At 67.9% G+C, this 23,176-nt stretch carries 17 protein-coding genes; 12 read left to right on the top strand and 5 right to left on the bottom strand.

Annotated features, from left to right (window positions below; genetic code table 11):
* Window positions 1-18: 18 nt before the first annotated feature.
* Together kce and kdd are read right to left on the bottom strand one after the other, a co-directional pair.
* The gene (kce, locus tag QSJ34_RS06865) at window positions 19-843 is read right to left on the bottom strand and encodes a 3-keto-5-aminohexanoate cleavage enzyme (RefSeq protein ID WP_285573043.1); all 825 of its coding nucleotides are present in this window, start codon (window positions 841-843) and stop codon (window positions 19-21) included.
* A gap of 14 nt (window positions 844-857) precedes the next feature.
* Window positions 858-1,895 (bottom strand): L-erythro-3,5-diaminohexanoate dehydrogenase, encoded by a 1,038-nt coding sequence (gene kdd / locus QSJ34_RS06860; RefSeq protein ID WP_285573040.1) that lies wholly within the window; start codon window positions 1,893-1,895, stop codon window positions 858-860.
* 568 nt (window positions 1,896-2,463) lie between these two features.
* Between kdd and kal the strand changes: the two genes are divergently transcribed.
* The 6 genes from kal (at window position 2,464) to glpK (ending at window position 10,640) form a co-directional block, all read left to right on the top strand.
* Window positions 2,464-2,877 (top strand): 3-aminobutyryl-CoA ammonia lyase, encoded by a 414-nt coding sequence (gene kal / locus QSJ34_RS06855; RefSeq protein WP_285573038.1) that lies wholly within the window; start codon window positions 2,464-2,466, stop codon window positions 2,875-2,877.
* Between the two features lie 4 nt (window positions 2,878-2,881).
* Window positions 2,882-3,793, top strand: a complete 912-nt coding sequence (gene rarD, locus QSJ34_RS06850) for an EamA family transporter RarD (RefSeq protein WP_285573035.1) — start codon at window positions 2,882-2,884, stop codon at window positions 3,791-3,793.
* 64 nt (window positions 3,794-3,857) lie between these two features.
* Complete coding sequence (locus tag QSJ34_RS06845) at window positions 3,858-5,198, top strand: amidohydrolase family protein (protein WP_285573030.1); 1,341 nt, start codon at window positions 3,858-3,860, stop codon at window positions 5,196-5,198.
* Window positions 5,195-6,418, top strand: coding sequence for an amidohydrolase family protein (locus QSJ34_RS06840; RefSeq protein ID WP_285573027.1), 1,224 nt, complete (start codon window positions 5,195-5,197; stop codon window positions 6,416-6,418). The genes QSJ34_RS06845 and QSJ34_RS06840 overlap by 4 nt, the downstream gene beginning before the upstream one ends.
* 88 nt (window positions 6,419-6,506) lie before the next feature.
* On the top strand, window positions 6,507-9,071 hold the full coding sequence (locus QSJ34_RS06835; RefSeq protein ID WP_285573023.1) for a serine/threonine-protein kinase: 2,565 nt from the start codon (window positions 6,507-6,509) through the stop codon (window positions 9,069-9,071).
* Between the two features lie 93 nt (window positions 9,072-9,164).
* Entirely contained in the window at window positions 9,165-10,640 is a 1,476-nt protein-coding gene (gene glpK / locus QSJ34_RS06830) for a glycerol kinase GlpK (protein ID WP_285573016.1), read from the top strand.
* Window positions 10,641-10,697: 57 nt separating this feature from the next.
* Here glpK and QSJ34_RS06825 read toward each other — a convergent pair whose 3' ends face one another.
* Together QSJ34_RS06825 and QSJ34_RS06820 are read right to left on the bottom strand one after the other, a co-directional pair.
* A complete protein-coding gene (locus QSJ34_RS06825; protein WP_285573013.1) occupies window positions 10,698-13,145 on the bottom strand; it encodes a bifunctional metallophosphatase/5'-nucleotidase in 2,448 nt (815 codons plus the stop codon).
* Window positions 13,146-13,157: 12 nt separating this feature from the next.
* Window positions 13,158-14,612: an OmpP1/FadL family transporter gene (locus tag QSJ34_RS06820; RefSeq protein ID WP_285573008.1), complete on the bottom strand. Its 1,455-nt coding sequence runs from the start codon at window positions 14,610-14,612 to the stop codon at window positions 13,158-13,160.
* A 297-nt stretch (window positions 14,613-14,909) separates the two neighbouring features.
* On the opposite strand from QSJ34_RS06820, the gene QSJ34_RS06815 reads away from it, so the two are divergent.
* A complete protein-coding gene (locus QSJ34_RS06815) occupies window positions 14,910-15,689 on the top strand; it encodes an alpha/beta hydrolase (protein WP_285573004.1) in 780 nt (259 codons plus the stop codon).
* Window positions 15,686-16,297, top strand: coding sequence for a YtfJ family protein (locus QSJ34_RS06810; RefSeq protein ID WP_285572980.1), 612 nt, complete (start codon window positions 15,686-15,688; stop codon window positions 16,295-16,297). The genes QSJ34_RS06815 and QSJ34_RS06810 overlap by 4 nt, the downstream gene beginning before the upstream one ends.
* On the opposite strand, the gene QSJ34_RS06805 is transcribed toward QSJ34_RS06810, so the two are convergent.
* Entirely contained in the window at window positions 16,283-17,347 is a 1,065-nt protein-coding gene (locus QSJ34_RS06805) for a DUF2804 domain-containing protein (RefSeq protein ID WP_285572942.1), read from the bottom strand. The two genes, QSJ34_RS06810 and QSJ34_RS06805, sit on opposite strands and share 15 nt — an antisense overlap.
* 83 nt (window positions 17,348-17,430) lie before the next feature.
* On the opposite strand from QSJ34_RS06805, the gene QSJ34_RS06800 reads away from it, so the two are divergent.
* Genes QSJ34_RS06800 through QSJ34_RS06785 form a run of 4 tightly spaced genes read left to right on the top strand, consistent with a single transcriptional unit; the run spans window position 17,431 to window position 23,174 of the window.
* Complete coding sequence (locus QSJ34_RS06800; protein ID WP_285572909.1) at window positions 17,431-18,159, top strand: GntR family transcriptional regulator; 729 nt, start codon at window positions 17,431-17,433, stop codon at window positions 18,157-18,159.
* Window positions 18,159-19,862, top strand: a complete 1,704-nt coding sequence (locus QSJ34_RS06795; protein ID WP_285572849.1) for a glycerol-3-phosphate dehydrogenase/oxidase — start codon at window positions 18,159-18,161, stop codon at window positions 19,860-19,862. The genes QSJ34_RS06800 and QSJ34_RS06795 overlap by 1 nt, the downstream gene beginning before the upstream one ends.
* 11 nt (window positions 19,863-19,873) lie before the next feature.
* Window positions 19,874-21,436, top strand: a complete 1,563-nt coding sequence (locus tag QSJ34_RS06790; RefSeq protein WP_285572817.1) for an FGGY-family carbohydrate kinase — start codon at window positions 19,874-19,876, stop codon at window positions 21,434-21,436.
* Window positions 21,437-21,443: 7 nt separating this feature from the next.
* Window positions 21,444-23,174, top strand: a complete 1,731-nt coding sequence (locus QSJ34_RS06785; RefSeq protein ID WP_285572754.1) for an FAD-binding oxidoreductase — start codon at window positions 21,444-21,446, stop codon at window positions 23,172-23,174.
* Window positions 23,175-23,176 lie beyond the last annotated feature (2 nt).

Here is a 23,176-nt window from a genome sequence, read left to right as displayed (position 1 = left end):
GAGGAAAGAAGTTCGGTTTCAAGCCCTTCGGAGCTTCAGCATCCGCCGCACATCCTCGGGCCGGGCCAGCTCGCGGCCGCAGTCGCGGGCGATGCGGGCGGCGCGTTCCACCAGCTCGGCGTTGGAGGCCGCCAGGCGGCCCTTGCTGTAGTAGATGTTGTCTTCGAAGCCCACGCGCACGTGGCCGCCCAGGGCGATGGTGGCGTAGATGCTATCCACGTTCGCCTTTCCGCCGATGCCGAAGGCCGTGAAGAAGGCCCCCTTGGGCAGCTTGCGCACGAGGAATTCCATGACATCGGGTTCGTACTTGGCCGCGCCGGGCACGTTCAGCACCAGACCGTAGTGGTAGGGCTCTTCCAGCAGGCCTTCCTTGATGAGGATGTGGCTGGCGTAGACGTGCCCCAGGTCGAAGCATTCCAGGGTGGGCCGCACGCCGTGGTCCAGCATGGCCTGGGCGAACTGGCGCATGATGGGCAGCGTGTTCACGATGTACTCGTCGCCGAAATTCACGGTGCCGCAGTCGAGGCTGGCCATCTCGGGCTTGAGGGTGACGGGCTGGAGCCGCTCTTCAGGCGTCATCCACGCGGCGCCGCCGGTGGTGGTCTCGATGACGATGTCGCACTTGGCGCGGATGAGATCCATGGCCTTGCGGAAAACGGCCACGTCCTGGGTGGGGGTGCCGTCATCCTGGCGCACGTGCAGGTGCAGCACGGAAGCACCAGCCTCATAGGCCTCGAAGGCGCCCTGGGCGATCTCCTCGGGCGTGATCGGCAGGGCCGGGTTCATCGCCTTCGTTGTTTCCGCGCCGGTGATGGCGCAGGTGATGATCAGCTTGTTATCCATGATTCCTCCGCGCCTTAGACGTAGCGTTCTTCGAAGAGCCGTCGCAGCTTCGGGTTCTCGCGCAGCTCCCAGAGCGTGATTTCGGCGTGATCCTTGGTGTAGCCGTTACCGACGATCATGGTCACGTCCTTGCCCACGCCCTCGGCGCCGAGGGCGGCCTTGCCGAAGTGGGTGGCCATGCTGAAGAAGTAGACCGTGCCCTCCTGGCGGCAGGGCAGGATGCTCGACATCTCCGTGTTCTGCACGTTCACGCAGTTCACGACGATGTCGTACTCGCGGCCCCCGTTCGCCTGGAGCACGGCGCTCAGGAAGTCCACGGGCCGGGTGGCATCGGCCACCACGACCTCGTGGCAGAGGCCCAGCTCATCGAGGGTCTGCTTGTCTTCGGCCAAATAGACGTTGCCCACCACGTGGCCCGTGGGGCCCACGCGCTTCATGGCTTCATAGGCCACCAGCATGCCGGACTTGCCGCCGGCACCGAGGATCAGCACGCTTTGTCCCGGCTTCACCAGTTTGGCGGCCTGGGCGGGGGCGCCCGCCACATCGAGCGCGGCCAGGGCGAGGCTTTCGGTCATGTCCTCGGGCAGCTTGGCGTAGAGCCCCGATTCAAACAGGATGGCCTGGCCCTTGATTTCCACGCGATCGATGTCGGCGTGGATCTTGAGGATCTTCTCGATCTTGAGGGGCGTGAGGCTGAGCGAGACCAGCGAGGCGATCTTGTCGCCCGCCTTCAAGCCGCGGTCGGCCAGCGCGCTGCCCACCTTGGCCACCTGGCCGATGAACATGCCGCCCGAACCCGTGACGGGGTTCTGCATCTTGCCCTTCTCGCCCACGATGGCCAGGATCTTGGCTTCGATCCTGGCGAGGTCGTGGCCCGCTTCTTCCTCGATCTGGGTGAAGCTGGCGCTGTCGATGTTGAGGGCGGTCACGTCCACGAGAATCTCGTTGTCGTAGATCGTCGACATGTCGTTGCTGATTTTCGCGGCGGGTTGGGGCAGGACGCCCCGGGGTTCCAGCACGCGGTGGGATCCGTATTTGCAGCCCATCGCCATGGTTTCTCCTTCGATGCGAAGTCGCGGTATAGACACCCACGACATCGTTTTGAACCTAGCCGTACCCATTTCCGAACGTCGTCACAACGGGGGGCTAGAAGAGGGGGTGAAACCCCTACCATTCGGGGCTCGTGGGGCAGGGGAGGGCGCCCTCGGAAGCGGTGCTCGGAAGGGGGGTGAAACCGTCGTATCTCATGGGAATAAGGGGCTTTAGGGGCATCTTTGAAAAATTCGGGGTAGAGGGCGTCGCACTGGAAGGAGGATGTCCCGGGTCAAGGCCCGGCAATGAATTTTGTTGGAATTAGGTTTACACATTGTCATTTCTTGAACCCTGCCTGGAGGCCCCTCCAAGCGCGAGGGAAGGTCCCACGGAGGGGGCCGAGAGGGTGACACGCCGCACGGCTGAAACGGCGTCAGGGCCCACCTTCAAGGGGAAGAGAGCGGTCTTTCGTCTGGCCGTCGGACGTGGAAGCGGGCCCTCCCGGCCGGCCTCCTAGCTGTGACCCGGGGTGTCAAAAGCCTGTGGCATGATTTGCCATCCTTGATCGGACCCCTGAAAGGTGACCCCATGGGCGACATCAACCTCGACCGCTTTACCAGCCTCATCCGCCTCCGCATCGCCGCTCACGATGCGCACTACGCCGGCAACCTGGTGGATGGTGCCAAGATGCTGCAGCTCTTCGGGGACGTGGCCACGGAGCTGCTCATCCGCTGCGATGGCGACGAGGGACTCTTCGTGGCCTACGACAATGTCCAGTTCCTGGCCCCGGTGAACGCGGGCGACTACATCGAGGCCACGGGCCGCATCGTGTCCCTGGGGCGCACCTCGCGCAAGATGGAGTTCGAAGCCCGGAAGGTGATCGTGCCCGCGGGCATCGAAGGCCAGGTTTCCGCCGCCGACGTGCTGCCTGAGCCCATCGTGGTCTGCAAGGCCTCCGGCACCTGCGTGGTTCCCGCGAACTGCCAGCGGTTCAAGCGCTGACCGGGTGACCAGCCAAGCCCGAGGGCTCGCCACACCGGCCCAGGCCCGGAAGCTCCACCGGGGCACCCTTGCGGCCTTCGTGGCCTATGGCATGTGGGGTCTGCTGCCCCTGTTCTGGAAACAGCTCTCGGCCGTGAGCGCCCTGGAGGTGCTCTGCCACCGGGTGATCTGGTCGGGGCTGTTCCTGGCCCTGGTGCTGTTGTCGCAGCGGCGGCTGGGCGAGGTTCTCCGCATCTGGCGGGAGCGGTCCAGCGCCCTGGCGGTGGTGGCCTGTGCGGGGCTCATCACCCTGAACTGGGGCATCTACATCTGGGCGGTGCAGGTGGACCGGGTGACCGAAGCCAGCCTGGGCTACTACATCACACCTCTGCTGTCCGTGGCCCTGGGCGCCTTCCTCTTCCACGAGAAGCTGGATCGCTGGGCCGGCATCTCCACGGGGCTGGCCCTTTTGGGCGTGGCCGTGGCCACCTGGCGGCTGGGCAGCCTGCCCTGGGTCGCGACGGTGCTGTCCGTCAGTTTCGCGTTGTACGGCGCCTTGAAGAAGAAGGCTGGTCTGGATGCGTTGTCGGGCTTGGCCGCCGAAAGCCTCCTGTGCATGCCCTTCGCTTTGATCTACCTCGCCTGGAAGCACGGTGGGGCTTTCTTCACGGGCGGTCCCGGGACGGCCACCCTGCTGATCCTCGCGGGCCCCGTGACGGCCGTGCCCCTGCTGACCTTTGCCTATGCCGCCGTGCGCATCCCGCTTCAGCGTCTGGGCTTCATCCAGTACTTCAGTCCCACCCTGCAATTGGCCCTCGGCCTCTTCGTCCTGGGTGAGCATCTCAGTGGGCCCATGTGCTTTGCCTTCGGCACCGTGGTGGCCGCCGTGCTGCTCTACATCCTTTCGCGGCCCGGCCAGAATCGCGCCTCCGCCTGAATTTGAGGCGCTTTCGCGATTGACCCTCGCATGGCGAGGGCTACAATCGGGGCCGGAGATTCCCATGAACCGACGGTTACCCGCGCTGGCCCAGGCGCTGAGCCTGAGCATCAGCATGAGCATGGCGTTCCTGCCCCTCCAGGCCCAGGACAAGCCCCAGGCTTTCATCGGGGCTCACATCATCCCCATCGAGGGCCCTGACATCGAGCGCGGCGTGCTCGTCGTCCAGGGCGGGAAGATCCTCGCCGTGGGCGGCCCCGGCACCGCCATTCCCGAAGGTGCCGTGCGCCACGACGCCGCGGGAAAGGTGATCATGCCTGGCCTGATCGATACCCACAGCCACATCGGCAGCCCCGAAGGGGCCGACAGCACGGCGCCCATCCAGCCCGAGGTGCGGGTCTCCGACAGCCTGAACCTGCGTAGCGCCTCGGTGATGAAGGCCCGCGCGGGCGGCATCACCTCCGTCAACGTGATGCCCGGCTCGGGCCACCTGCTCAGCGGCCAGACGATGTACCTCAAACTGCGCGAGGGCCAGACCGTGGATGCCCTGGCCATGGAGAAGCGGCCCGACGGCAGCTACCTCGGCGGCATGAAGATGGCGAACGGCACGAACTCCCGCCATGCCACGGGCCCCTTCCCGGGCACCCGCGCGAAGAGTGCGGCCCTGGTGCGTGAGCAGTTCCTGAAGGCCCAGGACTACCAGCGCAAGCTGAAGGAGGCGGGCGATGATCCGAAGAAGCGCCCGGCCCGCGACCTGGGGATGGAGGCCCTGGTGGAAGTGCTCGAAGGCAAGCGCGTCGTCCATCACCACACGCACCGCCACGACGACATCCTCACGGTGCTGCGCCTGCAGAAGGAGTTCGGCTTCAAGGTGGTGCTGCACCACGTGAGCGATGCCTGGATGGTGGCCGATGAGATCGCGAAGAGCGGCATGGGCGCCTCGATCATCACCATCGACAGCCCTGGCGGCAAACTCGAAACGAAGGATGCGCGCATGACCAACGGCGCGGCCCTCGAAAAGGCGGGCGTGCTGGTGGGCTTCCACACGGACGATCCCATCACCGATTCGCGCTGGTTCATCCGCAGCGGAGCCCTCGCCGTGCGCGCGGGCATGAGCCGCAAGGGCGCGCTGGAGGGACTGACCCTCAGCGGCGCCAAGCTGCTGGATCTGCAGAATCGCATCGGATCCCTGAAGCCCGGCAAGGATGCGGATTTCCTCGTGCTGAGCGCCGACCCCCTCAGTATCTACGCGCATGTGGAAGAAACCTGGGTGGAGGGCGCCAAGGTCTTCGACCGTGCCGACCCCAAGCAGCGCCTCTATGCCGTCGGCGGGCCCGGCGCCAGCCACGACACCGATGACCTGAGCCACCTCTTGGCCCTGGAAGCCGAGGAGACCTACCAGTGAACCGCCTCACCTTCCTCCTTTGTGTGTCCGCCGCGCTGCAGGGCCAATCCCTGGCCATCCGCGCCGAATCGCTTTATACCGCCGCGGGGCCGGTCATCCAGGATGGCGTCGTGCTCATCCAGGACGGCAAGGTCAGCGCCGTGGGCCGCGCCGCCGACGTGAAGGTGCCCTCGGGCCTGACCGTGAAACGCGCCAAGGTGGCCGTTCCCGGCCTGGTGGATGGCCGCAGCACCGTGGGTCTGTCCGGCCTGCTGAACCAATCCCACGACCAGGATCAACTGGAAGGTTCGGCGCCCCTGCAGCCCGAACTGCGCGCCATGGACGCCTACAACGGGCGCGATCCCCTCGTGAGCTACGTGCGCAGCCTGGGTGTCACGACGCTGCACACGGGCCACGGCCCCGGCGCCCTTATCAGCGGCCAGACTTTCGTCATCAAGACGGACACCACCGAAGTCACGCACGGGGTGCTGAAACCCCAGGCCATGGTGGCCGCGACCCTCGGTGACGGCGCCCGGGCCCGTGAAGCCGGCAAGGCGCCGGGCACCCGCGCCAAGCAGATCGCCATGCTGCGCGCCGAACTGGTGGCGGCCCAGGAATACGCGCGCAAGCAGAAGGAGGCCGAGAAGGGCAAGGAGCCGCCGCGGGATCTGCGCAAGGAGGCCCTGGTCCAGGTGCTGCGCAAAGAGCTGCCCCTGCTGGCGACGGCCCACCGCGCCCAGGACATCCTCTCCCTGCTGCGCCTCGCCAAGGAATTCGACCTCGACATCGTGCTCGACGGCGCGTCCGAGGCCTACCTGGTGCTGGACGCGCTGAAGGCCGCCAAGGTGTCCGTGATCCTGCATCCGACCATGGCCCGCGCCTTTGGCGAGATGGAGAACCTGAGCTTGGAAACCGCCGCACGGCTGCAGGCCGCGGGCATCCCCTTCGCGTTCCAGAGCGGTTTCGAAGGTTACGTGCCCAAGACCCGCGTGGTGCTGTGGGAGGGCGCCCTGGCCACCGCCAACGGGCTTTCCTTTGAAGACACCCTGCGGGCCCTGACGCTCGGCCCCGCCCGACTGCTTGGCATCGCCGACCGCGTGGGCAGCCTGGAGAAGGGCAAGGATGGCGACGTGGCCCTCTTCGACGGCGATCCCTTCGAATACACGACGCACTGCGTGGGCACCGTCATCAACGGCGTGCTGGTGAGCGAGGGCGAGGAGACCCGGGGGGCCACGCACTGAACACTGGCGTCGGGATTTGGAGATCCCGGACGGTTGATCGCGCCTATTATGTGGGGCAGTTCCCCCCATGTCCGCGGCAGAGGTCCTCGTGTCCCTCCCGTCCGGCACCCATCTCGGCACCTATCGCATCCTCGCCCCCCTCGGCGCCGGGGGCATGGGCGAGGTCTACCGGGCCCATGACGAGCGGCTCGGCCGCGACGTGGCCATCAAGGTGCTGTCCGGGGCCTTCGGCTCGGATGGGGACCGCCTGCGCCGCTTCCAGCAGGAGGCCCGGGTGCTGGCCTCCCTGTCGCACCCCAACGTCGTGCAGATTTTCGAGGCGGGCGAGCACGAAGGGTCGCCCTATCTGGTGATGGAACTGCTCGAGGGCGAAACCCTGCGGGAGCGGATGCGCGGCAAGGCGCTACCTCCGAAGCGCGCGGCGGAGCTGGCGAGGGAGGCGGCGCAGGGCCTGGCGGCGGCCCATGAACGGGGCATCCTCCATCGCGACCTCAAGCCGGAGAACCTCTTCCTCACCCGGGAGGGCCGCGTGAAGGTGCTCGACTTCGGCCTGGCGAAGGCGCGAAGCGCCCCGGCCGGCAGCCGGGTCGAGACCGAAGCCTTCACTGCCGCGCTGAGCGAGCCGGGGCAGGTGGTGGGCACCTCCGGCTACATGAGTCCCGAGCAGGTGCGGGGCGAAACGACCGATGCGCGCAGCGACCTCTTCAGCCTGGGAGTCGTGCTGTGGGAGATGGTGACGGGGGCGAAGCCCTTCAGGGGCGATTCGTCCATCGAGGTGATGCACGCGATCCTGAAGGAGGAACCACCGGACCTGCCCGAGACCCTGAAGGTGACTCCCCCCTTGGAGCGGATCCTGCGCAGCTGTCTCGCCAAGGCGCCGGAGGGCCGCTTCCACAGTGCCCACGACCTGGCCTTCGCCCTGGACAACCTCCAGGAATCCTCCAGCAGCGCCACACGGAACCGGCCGCTCCCGGCGCCTTTCAGGGCCTGGCGCGTCCCGGCCGCGGGGCTCGCGGGGGCCCTGCTCGTGCTGGGCTGGGTGGGGCTGGCCCGGGCCCGCGGCTGGGCGCCCTTCCAGGCGGCCCCCCAGCCCGTGTTCCGCCGTCTCACCTACCGGGAGGGGGAGATCCTCGCGGCGCGCTTCCTGCCCGATGGCAAGGAGGTGGTGGTCGGCGGTGCCTGGAACGGCGGGGCCAAGCGCGTGTCGCGGATCACGGTGTCGAACCGCGAGGAGAAGGAGACGGATCTGGAAGGGCACCTGGTGTCGGTGAGCGCCTCGGGCCTGTGGGCCATCGCCACGCAGATCCGACGGAGCTATTCCTTCGGGTTCAGCGGAACCCTGGCGCTGGGGCCCATCGGCGACAGCCGGCCCCGGGAGATGTTCACGGACATCCTGTGCGCGGATCTCTCGCTAGCGGGGACGCTGGCCCTGGTGCGGAACCAGGGGGGCCTGAGAAATCTGGAATGCCCCCCGGGCAAGGTGATCGACACCGATGTCCGGGGCCTGACCTCTCTGAGGTTTTCCACGGATGGAACGCGGCTGGCCTTCTGCCGAGGCGTCGGGGGCAACAAACGGCGCGTCGAGGTGCATGATCTCCGCACGGGCCGCACCACCCGGTGGTCCGGTGATCATAAGAACCTCCAGGGCCTGGCCTGGCGCGGCGATGAGGTCTGGTTCAGCGCCGGAGACCGCATCCCGGACGAGCTGTTCGCCGTGAAGGCGGGCGGCGCGGAACGCGTGGTGTACCGCGCCAACGGCCACATCCAGCTCCATGACATCGGGGCGGGCGGCGAGGTCCTGATGAGCCAGGGCGACTGGAGGGCCGAGGTGCTGGCCTGGTCCGACGATCAGCCCGTGCCAAGGGTCTTCGAACGGAAGGACAACTTCTTCCTTTCGGACGCCTCGGGGGACGGGCGCTGGCTGGTGGGGAACCACATTGATCCCAGTGGCCGCACGAACGTGGCCCTGTTCCGCACGGACGGAAGCCCGCCGGTGCTGCTGGATGAGGGGGGGACCTGCACGCTTTCCCCCGACGGACGCTGGGTCGTGGCCACGGTCATGGCCCGGGGCCCCAAGTTCCAGCTGCTTCCCACGGGGCTCGGCCTCTCCCGGAACATCACGGTGCCGGGCCTGGAGGAGGCCAATTACGCGCGGCTGCTGGAAGACGGGAAGCATCTCCTGGTCTGGGGAAGCGAAGCCGGCCGCCCCTGGCGCATGTTCCGCGCGGACCTGGAGGGCGCGGCGCCCGTGGCGCTTACGCCCGAGGGGGCGGCCCTCGGGGCGGATCTGCCGCGCCTGTCGCCGGATGGCCGGCGCCTGATCGTGGAGTACAAGAACGCCTACAGGGTTGCGCGGCTGGACGAGCCCCTGAGCGAGCCCGAACCCATCCAGGGCCTGGCGCCCGGGGAGCAGGTCGCGGGCTGGACCGCGGATGCCCGCACACTCTACGTCTACCTTCCCGGATATCCCCCGCTGCGCATTTCCAAACTGGATCCGGCCACGGGGCGGCGGCAGGCCTGGAAGGGCTTCGCCTGCGAGGCGAAGGCGGAGGCCCAGCTGGATTCGGTGATGGTCACGCCCGATGGGCGGCATGTGGCCGCCCAGAGTTTCAGGAACCGCGGAATCCTGTTCCTGGTGGAGGGGCTCCGGTAGACGGCGGACGGCTGTGGAACGTCGGCGCGCATGGGCCACGACGGCGGCGAGTGGGTATCGTGATCCTGAAACCGCCAGCCCTCGGGAGTCCCCATGCCCCAAGCCCTCCTCGCCATCGACCAGGGCACCACCAGCACCCGCGCCATGCTGTTCGGCCTCGACGGGGCCGTGCTCGCCCGGGCCCAGGTGGAGCTGCCCCAGGCCTATCCCGAAGAAGGCTGGGTGGAGCACGATGCGATGCGGATCTGGGCGGACACGCTGGACGTCTGCCGCGCCGCCCTCGAGCAGGGCGGGGGCTCTGATGATGTCGCGGCCCTGGGCCTCACCAACCAGCGCGAGACGACCGTGATCTGGGAGCGCGCGACGGGCCGGCCCATCCATCCGGCCCTGGTCTGGCAGGACCGGCGCACCGCCGACTGGTGCCAGGCGCGCCTCGCGCACGAGGCCTGGATCGGCGAGAAGACGGGCCTGCTGCTGGATCCCTACTTCTCTGCCAGCAAGATCGCCTGGCTGCTGGATCACGTGCCCGGCGCGCGGGCGCGCGCCGAGGCGGGCGAACTGGCCTTCGGCACCATCGACACCTGGCTCATCTGGAACCTGAGCGGCGGCAAGGTGCACGCCACGGATGCCACCAATGCCTCGCGCACCCTCCTCTACAACCTCGCGCGTGGGGATTGGGACGAAGAGCTGCTGGCCTTCTTCGGCGTGCCGCGGGCCCTGCTGCCCGAGGTGAAGGACTGCGCGGCGGATTTCGGCGTGACGGACCCCGCGCTGTTCGGCCGGGCGATTCCCATTCGTGGCGTGGCCGGGGATCAGCAGGCCGCCGTCATCGGCCAGGCCTGCCTCGCGCCCGGCATGGTGAAGGCCACCTACGGCACGGGCTGCTTCATGGTGATGAACACGGGCTCGGAGATCCTGCGCTCGCGGCACCGCCTGCTGAGCACCCTGGCTTACCGGCTGGAGGGACGCTCGACCTACGCGCTGGAAGGCAGCATCTTCATGGCGGGCGCGGCGGTGCAGTGGCTGCGCGACGCGGTGAAGCTCATTGGCAGCGCCGCCGAAAGCGAAATCTGGGCCCGCGGCCTCGACGGCACGCGGGGTGTCTACCTGGTGCCCGCCTTCACGGGCCTCGGCGCGCCCTACTGGGATCCCCAGGCGCGGGGCGCCATCCTGGGCCTGACTCGCGATTCGGGCATCGGTGAGATCGTGCGCGCGACGCTGGAATCCGTCTGCTACCAGACCCGCGACCTGCTGGAGGCCATGCGCGGCGATGGCGCCCGCCTGCCCGCGGCCCTGCGCGTGGACGGCGGCATGGTGGCCAACGACTGGCTGATGCAGTTCCTCGCCGACCTGCTGGATACCCCCGTCGAGCGGCCCGTGGTGGCCGAGACCACGGCGCGGGGCGCGGCCATCCTCGCGGGTCTAGGGGCAGGCTGCTACGGCAGCCTGGAAGAGGTTTCGGCCCACTGGGCGCGGGAGCGCCGCTTCGAACCGGCCATGCCCGCCGAGCGCCGCGAGCGCCTCTATGCCGGATGGCTCGACGCCGTGGGGCGCGTGCGCAGCCACTGAGGGTACAAAAAACCGCCGAGGCGCTAAGCGCCCCGGCGGTGCATCAGAGAAGGCGCCTCAGGGCGCGGTCGTGAGCCCCTGCAGCGTGCCCATGAGCTGGCCGATGCTGGCCAGCGGGTACGAGGCGTTGCGGGTGGTGATGGCGGGGCCGAAGGCGGTGCCGAAGTCCGTGAAGACGGGCGTCGAGGCGTAGGCGGCGCTGATGTGGCCGCCGAGGCCGGTGCCCACGTAATTCAGCAGGGCCATCCACTCCTTCAGCTCGACCACGGTCTGGCTGGTGGGATCGGCGTTGATGCGGTTGGCCATCAGGCCCGTCATGTCCGCGGCGCTGAGCGTCGCGGTGCCCGTGGGCTGGCGGTAGGCGACGATGGCCTGGCCGAACTGGGCCTGGGCGGCGCCCATCATGAGCACGGCGTAGAGGTCCGCCGCGAGGCGGTGGCGCGAGGTGGTGGCGAGGGGGGCCGCGGCGCCCACGCAGGCCGGGTCCGAAGGCGCGAAACCGCTGAGGGTGTCGATGGCCGCCAGGGCCTTGGTCACGATGAGGCCGTTGAGGTTCGAGGCGCCCGTGGCCGCGTCCGTCGCGGCGGTGAGGGCCACTTCGCCCAGCACGCCGAGGTTGGCCGCGATCTGGGCGCTGCCGGGCGCCGCGTCATTGAGCTTCACCATGGCGGCGGCGTAGGGGTTGCCCGCGGCGTAGGCGGCCAGCAGGGCCGCGCCGCTGTCGCTGCCGAGACTGCCGAGGGCCTGGATGGCCTGGCCGGCCGGGGCCGAACCCTGGGCCGCCTTCTGGCTCGTGACCTTGAGGATCGCGGCGGCCGAGGCGTATTTGAAGTAGGTGTAGGATTCGGCGGCCTTCAGGTCGTACTTGATGCCCGACAGGTTCAGGTAGTAGTCGGAAGGCACGAGGTTGGTTTGCGCCACGAGCTGGAGGGCGCAGAGCTTCTTGAGGTCCGCCATCTCCAGGTAGGCGGAGACGAGGGGATAACCCACGGGCAGAGCCTGGGTGCTGTCGGGCGTGATGCCGAGGGGCAGCACGTTGTAGATGTCCGTGAAGCTGAGGGGCACCCCGGCGCGGAGGGAACCGCGGATGACGCCGGAGGCCACGAGACCACCCTGGTAGAAGGTGGGATCGACGCCCAGGTTCTGGACGAGGGCCATGATGCCCGGGAGGTTGGGATCCGTGGCGCTGCCGTTCCAGCCGAAGGCCATGAGCACCTTCGTGAGGATGCCGTTAGGCGTGGCGCGCACGGCGTCGGCATTGAGGTTGCCGAGGCCGTTGGGGCAGAGCACGGGGTTGCGCTCGTTGGAGACCATGTCCTGCGAGGCGAGGCCCACCGTGTGGAAGATGCCCTTGGCGAGGTTGGCGGCATCGTAGTCGGGGAAGGATTCCATGAAGACCGGCGCCAGGGCCCCGTTGAGCTCCTGATCGTTGGCGCGCACGAGGAAGTCGAAGGAGGCGTCGGGCAGCAGGCCCGCGTGCTCCGCCGTCAGAGCCGCGTCGGTCATGGCCACGTTGCTGGAGGCGGCGAGGCTGCTTGTGTGGGCGCCGACGTGGACCGTCAGGTCGATGCGGGCCACGTTGGTGCCGAAGGCGCCCGCGCAGATGATCTGGGTGTTCCAGCCGCCGTTGGCCACGGTGTGGGCGGCGCTCAGGGGGTTGTGCATGTGGCCCGAGGCGATGACGTCGATGCCCGTGACGTGGCGGGCCAGGTCCACATCCTCGCCCGCATTGCCCGTGGCGTCGGTGCCCGAGTGGGAGAGGGCGATGACGACGTCGCATTTCTGGGCGGTGCGCAGGTCGTTCACGAGGGTCTGGATGGGCGCGTAGTTGAGGGTGAAATCCGTGAAGGAGACGGGTGCCGCGGCTGGGGCCGTGGCGCTGGCCGCCTTGCCCATAAGGCCGATGTAGCCCACGCGCAGGCCGTTGGCCAGCACCTCGACGTGGGTGGGCTGCACGAGCTTGCCCGTGCCCACGTAGGGGGCGAGGTCCGCATTGCCGTTGAGGTTGGTGTTGGAGGCGACGATGGGGGTCTGGAAGGTGAAGGAGGCCTGGGCCGCCTGGAACATGGTCGCCAGGCCCTTGGGCGTGTAGTCGAACTCGTGGTTGCCCAGCGTCACGCAGTCATAGCGCATGTTCTCGAGGAAGCGCAGGGCCAGGGGCTGCTGCCCTAGGGTGAGATCGTAGAGGGTGCCCATGGTCCAGTCGCCGGAATCCACGAGCACGACGGAATGCCCGGCGCTGGCGCGCACCTGGTTCACGTAGGCCGAGATGCGGGCGTACGAGCCTTCGGCGCCGCGGTAGGCGTCCATGGTGCTGAGGTGGCTGTCGGCGCCGACGTGATCCGAGCCGTTGGCGTGATGATGCAGGTCCGTGGTCTGCAGGATGGTGAGCTGCACGTCCCCGGAGGCCTGGGGTTGGGCCGGGTAGTTCGATGAACTGAGGGAACAGCCCACCAGTCCTGCGACGAGAAGGCCCCCGAATAGAAGTTGGGATTGGGTCCGCATGGGTGGGGCTCCTTATTTCGCGAAGCGGTAATTGACGCCGAAGGCCACGATCAAATACTGCTTGTCGTAGGCCTTTCTCGGATTGATGGCGACGCCCTGCGTCTGGAAGGCGGCCTGCAGGGCCTGGTCGCCCTGGACGTCGGCGTTCTCGTACGTGCTGGTGAAGCGCGTGTGACCCACGCCGAGGTTGAACTTCCACTGGTCGTTGGCGGTGTACTGGAAGCCCGCGCCGATGGAGACGTAGTTGGCGTGCGCGCCGGGGATGCTCGTATCGATGGTGGACGCCTTCTTCTGCCCGATCTGGTTGAAGTTCACGCCGAAGCTGAGCAGCCAGGGCGCGCTCAGGCGGTATTCGAGGGCGGCGGATTCCTCCGTCGTGTCCTTGTAGTCCTTCGTGTAGTCGTTGTGGTTGGCGGGATTGTTCAGCATGCTGAAATCCACCGAGCCCTCGAAGTAGCGGTTAGCGCCCACGGAGGCCCGCAGATCGGGCGTGACCTGCACGCCCAGGCCGAAGCGCAGCACTTTCGGCAAATCGAGATGGCCCTGCTGCCCATCCACGAAGAGGCCGTTGCCGTCCTTACCGTCGCGCACGCGGGTGGTGAAGTTCAGCTTGGTCGAATCCTCGTAGGTGAGGTTCATCACCACGCGCTCGCTGGGAAAGAGATCGATGCCGATCTCGCCGGAGTAGCCGTTGGCCTTGGCCGTGGTGTCGACGATGGCGAGGCTCTGGGAGCGCAGGTCATGGCCGTTCTGGTTGTAGGTGCAGGCCGCATCCACGCGGCCGACGATATCCTGGCGGGCCGTGACGAGGCGGCCGGCCAGGGCCAGCGAGACGTAGTCGTTGAGGCGGTAGGCCGCGCCATGGCGCCAGGCCATGTAGTAGGAGGACCCCTTCAGGGTCGACTGGGCCGTGAAGTAGTCGGCGCTCAGGCCTGCGGCCACGCCGGCGGCCTGGGCCTGGGCCAGGGTGTGGCCCGAAGCCAGGCTGGCCGCGGCGGCATCCATGCCGATGAGGTTCGACTTGAGGCCACCGTAGCCCGCCATCTGCTTGCCGTAGAGATCCAGGGTGGGCAGGCCGTTCTTCCAGTCGCGCACGGCGGTGGCGCCGATGGTTTCGATGCCCGAGAAGAAAGCCCAGTCCCCCGTCCGGTAGGCGGCATAGAGGTTGGGCACAAGCAGCACCGGGTTGTTGGATGTGTAGGTGCGGTCGCCCACCACGGGGTTGCCCTTGGTCTCCACCGTGGCCTTCTGGAAGATCGACTGGTTGCTGAGGTTGAAGGTCCAGCCCTGGCCCAGCTTCACGGTGCCCGCCATGTTGTAGTACACGATGTCGGCGTTATCGATGGCGCTGTTCCGGTCGAAGGTGCGGAAGTACTCGGCGCTCTGGTTGCTGTTGTAGAAGATGCCGCCGGCGCCCAGGGGCAGGGCGCCCAGCACCAGCGAGTACAGCAGGAGGTTTCGTTTCATGCGGTGTCCTTTCATGAAAGGGGGAGGGGAAATGAAATCAGGGGTATCGAACCAAGCGCGCACTGAATCAGGAGTTCTTATCACCGTCCATCACTGTTCATCACCGGTTCCTGTTTTTCTTTGGCGAGGTTTCTGGGAAAGGAACAAATGAGGAAACCAGTGATGCACGGTGATGGACAGTGATGTAAAGACAGTCGGTGGATTCGTGGGATCACTGTTCCTGGGGCGAAACGGGATGATGGCTTGACGGTGTGGTCTCGCGGGCGACAGAATCCACGACATTCCAAGGTGGTGATCGTGGGTGATGGGAGCGAAGGCGGCACGGGCCGCATGCAGGGGGCCGAGCCCTTTTCGCATCGGGGAGCGTCGGGCGTGGGGATCCTCGTGTCCCACGGCTTCACGGGCACGCCGGGCAGCGTGATGCCGCTGGCCCGGCGCCTGGCCGAAGCGGGCTACGACGTGGAATGCCCCTGCCTGCGGGGCCACGGCACCCGGTGGGAGGATCTCGTCGACGTGCGCATGGAGGACTGGCTCGAGGATCTGCGCCAGGCCCTTCAGCGGCTTCGGGAACACTGCCCCACCGTGTTCGTGATGGGGCTGTCCATGGGCGGCGCGCTGGTGCTGCGCCTCGCCGAGGAGGATCCCTCGATCCGCGGCGTGGTGGTCATCAACCACGCCCTCGTCTTCGGCAATCCGCTGGTGCGCGTCGCGTGGTTGCTGAAGGGTCTCCTGAAATCCACACCGGGCATCGCCTCGGACATCATGGATCCGGCGATGCGGGAACCGGCCTACGACCGGACGCCCACGGCGGGCGTGGCCCAGCTGTGGCAGCTGGCGAAGCTGGTCCGGCGCGATCTGCCGAGGCTCCAGCAGCCCCTGCTGGTGATGAAGTCGCGGCAGGATCACGTGCTGCCCCTGGCCAACGCCGAACTCACCTTGCGGGAGGCGGGATCCGAAGACAAGCGCCTGCGCTGGCTCGACCACTCGTACCACGTGGCGACCCTGGACTACGACAAGGAACTCATTGCCGAAGCGTGCCTCGCCTTTGTGCGGCGCCTCACGAAGGAGGACGCATGAAAGCCCTGATGCTGTGGCTCTCGGCACTTGCCGCCACGGGTGCGCCCATCCAGGTGGGCCAGAAACTGCCCCCGGTGCAGGTCCAGGCGGGCGGCGTACTCGTGCCGCACTGCAGGGTGGTGGACGGGCGCATGGTGCTCGAGTCGAAGGAACTCGGCGCCCGGGCCTGGTCCTCCCTGGAGATGGAAGGCCGGGTGCGCACCATCTACCATCTGGCGGCGCGTATGGGCATCGATGACCTCAACAAGCCGTTCATCGATGCCCTGATCGCCGCGAAGCTGCCCGAGTATGCGCCGGATGGCGAGTACAAGACCATCACCATCCTCAACCTCGCGGACGCCCTGTGGGGCACTTCGGGGCTGGGGCGGAGCCGTCTGGCGGACAGCCAGCGCGACTTTCCCTACGCGGTCCACGTGCTGGACGAGCAGGGGGTGGCGCGCGCCGCCTGGGCCCTTCAGCCCAAGCAGAGCGCCGTGATCATCCTGGATCGGGACGGCACGGTGCTCTTCTTCAAGGAAGGCAAGCTCAGCCCGGAGGAGATCGGGCGAGCGGTTGGAATTATCAAAGAGCGGTTAGAGCATTCGGCGAAGGCCTCACCACACCGATAGGTGCAGCTCGGCCAGGCCGGGGAGGGTTTCCAGGGCGACCGTGCGCCCCTGCGCGTCGCGCAGGGTGCCGGCGTACGTGCCCATGAACTGCCGGAAGTTCACTTTCACGAAAGGCAGGTGGCTGCGCTCGGAGCGCTCTGCCGCCGGATGGAAGCGCAGGTCCACCTGGTCGTCCTCGCTGAAGACGCGCCAGGGCCGCGCGTAGGGATCGTCCGCATCGGAATCGAAGATGATGCGGGGCACCCGGGTCCGCTCGCCATCGATCCAGAAGGCGTTCTCCGGGTAGAAGGATTCGTTCACCAGGGCCGCGAAGTTCAGACCCACCGTGGACCCATCGGCCGATCGCCCGGCGGCGGCGGCCCAGAGCCAGTTGGTGTGGCGGTTGAAGTAGCCTGCGGACCAGTCGTACATGGCGAAGGCCCTGCCCGGATCCGGCATGCGCTCTTTCCCGTCGAAGCGCACGGACAGCAGCTCGGGCCGGAGCGGCGAACACTTCTCCGTGAAGGTGAAGCGGAAGGGGTCGCCGCAGCTGGGGTTCACGACGCGCAGGGGCCGCTGGTCGAATCCATAGGGAATGCGCGCCTGGATGTGGAGGCGCCCGCCGACGTCGGCGTCCACGTCGAGGTGGCCCTCCGCGTGGCTCTTGTCGATCCGCAGCCGACAGCCCGCCCTGTCGAAGCGGATGGCGTGGGCATCGGGCTCCAGGGGGAACTGAAGGCTCCCCGGCAGGGCCCGCGCCGAATGTTCGAAGAGGCGCTTCGTGCGGACGTCGTACAGATAACCGAAGACCTGGGAGGCGTAACCGAGGCGCACGGCGGCCAGGCCGACGATGACGTCCTCGGTCGCGAGCCCCAGGAAGGTGAAACCTCCGAGGGCCATCCGCTTGCGCAGGCCCCGCACTTCGCGGCCGAAGAAGTCGCGGAGGCGGAAGGCCGGGGCGTCGAGTCGCAGGGGTCCGTCGAAGCAGCCGAAGCGCGCGTAACCTCGCTCATCCATGAGCTTCATCCCCGTCGCGTGGACGAGTCCGTCGGCCCCTGGGACTTGGGTCATGAGCTGGCTCCGGATCGACTGATTGGTTGCCCTCCAGCATACGGATGGATCTAGACTCGTCTAGACATCTTTTTGGAGGGTCCTTGTCCAAGCCGACGCTCGCAGCCGCCATCCGGGAGGGCATCCGCGCGCGGATCGAGGCGGGCGAATGGTCTGAGCGGCTTCCCTCCGAACCTGAACTTGGGGTCGTCTTTGGCGCCAGCCGCGAGACGGTGCGCAAGGCGCTGGCGGGCCTCGAAGCGCAGGGGCTGATCTACCGCATCCACGGGAAAGGTACCTTCGTGGAAGCCAAGGTGGCCTTCAATCCGCTGTCGGGCGCGCTGTCCATCACGGAGGAGCTTTCGCGATCGGGCCTTCCGGTCTCGAACAAGGTGGTGTCCAAGGGTTGGCTGCCCGTGGCGGAACTGCCGTCCCCCTTTCTGCGCGCCTGTTTCGAGGGCGATGAACAGGTCTACCAGGTGACGCGGCTGCGCATGGTGAAGAAGCACGCCCTCGCGCTGGAGGTTTCGTACTTTCGCGCCGGCGACTTCCCGGGCATCGCCAAGGCCGCCTTCAGCGGCTCCCTGCACGAGCTCATGACCGCGAAGTACGGCTTCCGCCCGGACCGCGTCCAGAATCGCATCCACGGTCTGGGCGCCGATCCCGCGGCCCTGAAGGAGGCCCAGCAGATGCTCGGCACCCGCGCGGTGCTGCGAGTGGAGCGGGCCATCAGCCAGAAACGCCACATCCATTACGCTGTGCGCTTCGTGCTGCGCACGGACCTCTACCCTCTCGAGTTCACGCAAATTCCGAAGCGCCACGGAGGTGGCTGATGTCCCGAGCACGCAACGCGGATTTCCATGTGGCGGGGAAGTCGCTGGCCTGGAGCGCCCGTGACCGCGCGGATCTGCTGACCCAGGCGCAGACCCGCGACTTCGATCTGGTCATCCTCGGTGGCGGCATCACGGGGGCGGGCATCGCGCGCGAAGCGGCCCTGCGCGGCATCAGCTTCCTGCTGGTGGACAAGGGCGATTTCGCCGTCGGCACCTCGAGCCGCTCCTCCAAGCTCGTCCACGGCGGCCTCCGCTACCTGCCCCAGGGCGACGTGGGCCTGGTTCGCGAATCCGTGATGGAGCGCAACTGGCTGCAGAGGGCGCTGCCCCACCTCGTCCGCCCGCTGGCCTTCCACTACTGCGCCTTCAAGGGCAGCAAGGACACGCCCCTCATGGTGCGCCTGGGACTCACGGCCTACGACCTGCTGTCGAATGCCTTCGACCGCTTCAAGTCCCCGGGCCGCCACCGCTTCCTGAAGCCGGATCAGATGGCCAAGCGCGAGCCGGCCTTCTGCCGCGAGGGCCTCCAGCTGGCGGGCGTCTACTTCGACACCTCGACGGACGACGCGCGGCTCACGCTTGAGACGATCAAGGAGGCCCGCGACCTCTCCGGCGGCCGCTCGGTGGCGCTGAACTACGTGGAGGCCGAGCGGATCCGCGTGGAAGCGGGCCGCGTCTCCACCGTGGATCTGGTGGATCGCGAAGGCGGCTCGCGCTTTTCGGTGCGGGCTTCCTGCGTGGCCAACGCCACCGGGGTCTGGAGCAGCGAAACGCTGGCGCGGGCCGGCCAGGAGGACCACCGCCTGCGGCCCTCCAAGGGCGTGCACGTGGTGGTGCCCCGCGCGCGCATCGGGCATCACGACGCCTTCGCGCTGCGCCGCCCGGACGACCGCTTCGTCTTCGTGCTGCCGCGGGGCGAGGTGAGCCTCATCGGCACGACGGACGAGGACTACCACGGCCCCCTCGACGATCCGCACTGCACGCAGGCCGAATGCGACTACCTGCTGGACACGGTGAACGCCTACTTCCCCGAGGCGCGCCTCGGCACCGCCGACATCCTGTCGACCTACGCGGGCCTGCGGCCATTGGTCTTCGAAGAGGGCAGTCCCTCGGACAATTCGCGCCAGCACCTGATCCAGGATCCGGGCACGGGCCTGGTATCGATCACCGGCGGCAAGCTCACGACCTTCCGCCCCATGGCCTGGGAGCTACTGAGCCTCTGTTCGAAACGCGGCTACCTGCGGCGCCTGGGCTGGCGCGAGCGGCGCCGCTCCTTCTCCATGCGCCGTTACAAGGTGGGCCTTTCCTGGGAGGCTTTCGAAGCCATCACCCGTGATCTGGGCATGGAGGGCGCCCTTCCCGAAGCCACCCGCCGCTACCTGCACCAGAAGTACGGGCAGGGCGCCGTGGGGATCCTGCGCGAGGCGAAGCGGGCCCCTGAACTAGGCCAGCCCTTGATGGAAGGTCATCCTTTCTGCGCGGCCGAGGTCCAGCACATCCTCGCCTTCGAGCAGGCGCCGCACCTGATCGACGTCATGGCGCGTCGCACGGAGATGGCCCTGGTGGTTTCCCACCGCCTGCAGGGCGATCTGGCGACGCGCGTCGCGCCCTTGCTCGCCGCCTACTACCGGTGGGACGCCTCGCGCACGGCGGAGGAAGTGCAGACCTACCTCGATCACATCCGCAGGACGATCTTCTTTTGAGCGGGACAGTCATGGAACCCACCCTTCTGGCCCTGGACTGCGGCACCCAAAGCCTGCGGGCCCTCCTGTTTTCCGCCGACGGTCGCCTGATCGAGAAGGCCAAGCTGGAGTACGAACCCTACGTGAGCCCCCATCCCGGCTGGGCCGAGCAGGACGCCGAGCTCTACTGGCGCTGCCTCTGCGAGGTGGTGCGCGAACTGAAGGCCAGGGCGCCGGAGGCCTTCGCGCGCCTTCGCGGCGTGGGCGTGACGACCCAGCGGGACAGCCTCGTCTTCGTCGACGGGGAGGGAAGGCCCCTGCGGCCCGCCATCCTCTGGCTGGACACGCGGAAGGCGCGCGCCGTCTACCGTCCGGCCCTGCCGCTGCGCTGGGCCTACCGCCTGGTGGGCATGCTGGAGGCCATCCAGAAGACGCAGAAGGATGGCAAGGCCGCCTGGGTGGAGCAGGAGGAACCGCAGGTCTGGTCGCGCACCGCGAAGGTGCTGCAGGTCTCGGGCTTCCTCAACCACCGCCTCACGGACCGCTTCCGGGATTCCATCGCCTCCCAGATCGGGCACCTGCCCTTCAACTACCGCGAGATGCGCTGGGCGCGGCCCGGCGAGCTGCCCGCCAAGCTCTTCCCCGTGCCGATGGACAAGCTGCCGGAACTGCTCCCCGCGGGCAGCCCGCTCGGCGTCATCACGGCCGCAGCCGCAGAAGCCACGGGCCTTCCGGAGGGCCTGCCGGTCATCGCCTGCGCCTCGGACAAGGGCTGCGAAAGTCTGGGCATCGGCTGCGTGCACGAGCGCATGGCCTCGGTCTCCTTCGGCACCACGGCCACCGTGCAGACCGCGAGCCGGCGCTACTTCGAGCCCCTCAGCTTCATGCCGCCCTATCCGGCGGCCATCCCCGGCCACTACAACCCCGAGGTGGAGATCTTCCGCGGCTACTGGATGATCAGCTGGTTCAAGCGCGAGTTCGCGCCCCTCGAAGTGCAGGAAGCCGAGGCCAAGGGCTTGCCGCCCGAGGCAATCCTGGACCGCCACCTGAAGGAGGTGCCCGCGGGCTCCATGGGCCTGGTGACGCTGCCCCACTGGAGCCCCAGCCTCAAGCTGCCTGCGGCCAAGGGCGCCATGGTGGGCTTTGGCGACGTGCACACCCGCGGCTACGTGTACCGCTCGGTGATCGAGGGCCTGGGGTTCGCGCTGCGGGAAGGCCTCGAGAAGATCGAAAAGGCGGGCCGCGTGAAGGTTGATTGGATCGGCATTTCCGGCGGCGCCACGCAATCCGAGGAGATCTGCCAGATCACGGCTGACCTCTTCGGGCGCACGCTGCGGGCGGGCGAAACCTTCGAAACCGCAAGCCTGGGTGCGGCCATCCTCGTGGCCGTGGGCACGGGCCTCCACCCCTCCACCCAGGCGGCGGTGGAAGCCATGGTGCGCTACGGACGCACCTACACGCCGCGTCCCGAGCCCGCGGCCCTCTACGAGCGCATGTACCAGAAGGTCTTCAAGCAGATCTATCCCAAGTTGAGCCCGCTCTTCGAGGAGATCCGCGACCTGCTCAACTATCCCGAACGCTCCACGGACGAGTGAGGACGCCATGACGGATGCCCTTCCCAAGTGGTTTGACGGCCCCGTGCCCGAGGCCTCCTGGCGCGCCCTGCTGAAATGGGGCTCGCTGAACGAATCCAAGCACCCCAATGCGGGTCTGGTGCGTCTCATGCAGCGGACCTTCGGCATGAGCGAAGCCGACTTCGCGCCGCGGAACCTGGGCCTGGAGCCCGCTGTGGTGGACGCTCCGTCGCGCCTTCCGGAGGAAACTCTCGCCGCCTTCCGCGAGCTGCTCGGCCCCGAGAACGTCGTGACGGACGGCCTCTCCCGCCTGCGCGTGGCCTACGGCAAGACCATGCTGGACCTGCTGCGGCTGCGCCAGGGCATCGTCGAGCATCTGCCCGACGCCGTGCTGCACCCGCGGGATCGGCACGACGTCGAAGGCATCGTCGCGATCTGCGGACGGCACGGTATCCCACTCACGCCCTTCGGCGGCGGCACCAGCGTCACCCGCGGGGTGGAGTGCGTGAAGGGCGGCGTCTCGCTGGACCTGCGCACGCACATGAACAAGGTGATCGGCTTCAACGAGGTGGATCAGACCATCACGGTGGAGGCGGGCATGTACGGGCCCGAGCTGGAGCAGGTGCTGAACCGGGCGCCGGAGCTGCTGGGGGCGCGCCGGGCCTACACCTGCGGCCACTTCCCCCAGTCCTTCGAATTCGCCACGGTGGGTGGCTGGGTGGTCACCCGCGGCGCGGGCCAGAACTCCACCTACTACGGCAAGATCGAGGACCTGGTGCTGGCCCAGGAGATGGTCACGCCGAGGGGCGTGATCCGCACCCAGGCGCACCCGGCGGCGGCCACGGGCCCCGACCCGGACCAGATCCTCATGGGCAGCGAGGGCGCCTTCGGTGTGCTGACCCAGGTGACCCTTCGCCTCCACCGCCACCTGCCCGAGGCCCTGCGGCGCTTCAGCTACCTCTTCCCGGACTTCGCCTTGGCCACCGCGGCCGCGCGGGAATGCCTGCAAAGCGAGGGGGGACGCCCCTCCGTGTTCCGCGTCTCGGACGCGGAAGAGACCGACGTCGTGATGAAGCTCTACGGCGTGGACCGGCCCTGGGCCAACGCGTTGTCGTCGCTGGTGGGCCTGAAGCCCGGCTCGCGCTGCCTGATGCTGGGCACGACGGGGGGCACGGAGGCGCTTTCGAAAGTGGCGCGGAAGAACCTGGGCCGCATCTGCCGGCGCTTCGGGGGTCGCGCCACCTCGGGCCTCGTCACCCGCGCCTGGGAGCACGGGCGCTTCCGCGATCCCTACCTGCGCGACGACCTGCAGGACGTGGGCATCCTCATCGATACCCTGGAGTGCACCGTCACCTGGGACACGCTGGAACGCGTGCACCGGGGCGTACGGGCCGCCGCCAAGGACCGGCCGCGCACGATCTGCATGACCCACCTCTCCCACGCCTATCCCCAGGGCGCGAACCTCTACTTCATCTTCATCGCCCGCATGGACGACATCGGCGACTACCTGGCCTACCAGGCGGAGATCCTCGACGCCATCCTGGCCCACGGCGCCACCATGAGCCACCACCACGGCATCGGCAAGATGACGGCCCCCTGGCTCGAGGCCCAGATCGGCACGGAGCAGCTGGAACTCTTCCGGGCCCTGAAGCGCCACTTCGATCCGGCCAACCTCATGAACCCCGGCGGGACACTGGCCCTGGACCTGCCGGACGCGGAACGTCGAGGCTGGATTGTAAGCGGTATACAAAATTGTTGAAG

The sequence above is a fragment of the Geothrix limicola genome (genome assembly GCF_030268085.1).
Classification (GTDB): Bacteria; Acidobacteriota; Holophagae; order Holophagales; family Holophagaceae; genus Geothrix; species Geothrix limicola.
This window is presented reverse-complemented; position numbering and strand designations above follow the sequence as displayed.